At 40.5% G+C, this 621-nt stretch carries 2 protein-coding genes; one reads left to right on the forward strand and one right to left on the reverse strand.

The window, feature by feature from the left end:
• Positions 1-47: 47 nt before the first annotated feature.
• Positions 48-329 carry a hypothetical protein gene (locus AC1DLM_RS35495; protein WP_441987384.1) on the forward strand — a complete coding sequence of 94 codons (282 nt, stop codon included), beginning with the start codon at positions 48-50 and terminating at the stop codon, positions 327-329.
• Positions 330-509: 180 nt separating this feature from the next.
• Here AC1DLM_RS35495 and AC1DLM_RS35500 read toward each other — a convergent pair whose 3' ends face one another.
• A complete protein-coding gene (locus AC1DLM_RS35500) occupies positions 510-620 on the reverse strand; it encodes a YjcZ family sporulation protein (protein ID WP_171628410.1) in 111 nt (36 codons plus the stop codon).
• Position 621 lies beyond the last annotated feature (1 nt).

The raw sequence follows: 621 nt of genomic DNA on the forward strand, positions 1-621 counted from the left end.
ACATTGTATAGCAATGTATMTCTGGTGGCAGAAGGAGGTGGACGTTCATGACATCCCAAATTAGGAAAGAGGACGTTCGTAAAATGGTTGGTAAACAAATTATGGCACTGAAAAAAGACGGAACAAGCGTATCTGGCAAATTGGTCAGAATTAGCGGTAACAAATTGATTATTGCTCCACAAAAAGGTGAGAAAGTACAGGTTAAAGCGATCATCCCATTGGTTTTATTTGATCTCTTAGCTATTGGCACTGAACCTTTTGCATTTGGTGGTTTTGGCGGAGGCTTTGGCGGCTTCGGCGGCTTCGGTGGTCCAGGATTCTGGTGGTAAGTTGAAATAAGGGGCTGCACCGAAAGATTTATTTCGGCGCAGCCCATTTTTATTGAAGTATTATATGATTAAGTATAAGAATAAGGGTGATCTTTATTATGATAAGAACAAAGAAAAAAAACGGCCCGTATATTATTTCGCGGCCGTTTTTTCTTGTTGTTATTGTGTAGGATTAAGGAATTACCATACAAAAGCTGACGTGATGATAACCAAAAGAATAAAAAGAACCAAAATAGCTGCTGCGCTTGAACCGTGACCTGCACAACTTCCACCATAACCTACTGCTCCCATG

The sequence above is a fragment of the Paenibacillus sp. 01T442 genome (assembly GCF_056398345.1).

What these genes read in the sequence shown, in the direction of transcription:
- AC1DLM_RS35495 (WP_441987384.1), top strand. Translation starts at nt 48, where the DNA reads ATGACATCCCAAATTAGGAAAGAGGACGTTCGTAAAATGGTTGGTAAA.
- AC1DLM_RS35500 (WP_171628410.1), bottom strand. Translation starts at nt 620, where the DNA reads ATGGGAGCAGTAGGTTATGGTGGAAGTTGTGCAGGTCACGGTTCAAGC.